The sequence below is a fragment of the Ligilactobacillus equi DSM 15833 = JCM 10991 genome, from assembly GCF_001435735.1.
Taxonomy (GTDB): domain Bacteria; phylum Bacillota; class Bacilli; order Lactobacillales; family Lactobacillaceae; genus Ligilactobacillus; species Ligilactobacillus equi.
Window position 1 is genome coordinate 1 of record NZ_AZFH01000094.1, and the last position, 217, is coordinate 217.

General features: G+C 37.3%; 1 protein-coding gene. It reads left to right on the forward strand.

The annotated features are described in order from the left end of the window. On the forward strand, positions 1-217 hold a 217-nt coding region (locus FC36_RS12150; protein ID WP_162257658.1), incomplete at both ends, for a hypothetical protein.

The following is a 217-nucleotide window of genomic DNA, read 5'->3' on the forward strand; positions in this document are numbered from 1 at the left end:
TAACCGGACATAAGTTGCAAGTGGTGATTCGCTACTCTAGTGATGCTAAGGATGGTGAAGGCCAACGACAGGATTTTTGGTCTCAAGCAAAAGATTTGAGTCAAGTTGCGTATGCCTTAGACAGTTTTAAGTTAGTTGGTAATAAGTTAGAGGTTTCAGGTTGGTCTTTTGATGCAAATGCTTTTAAAGCACCAAATAAATACTTGATTTTATTTGA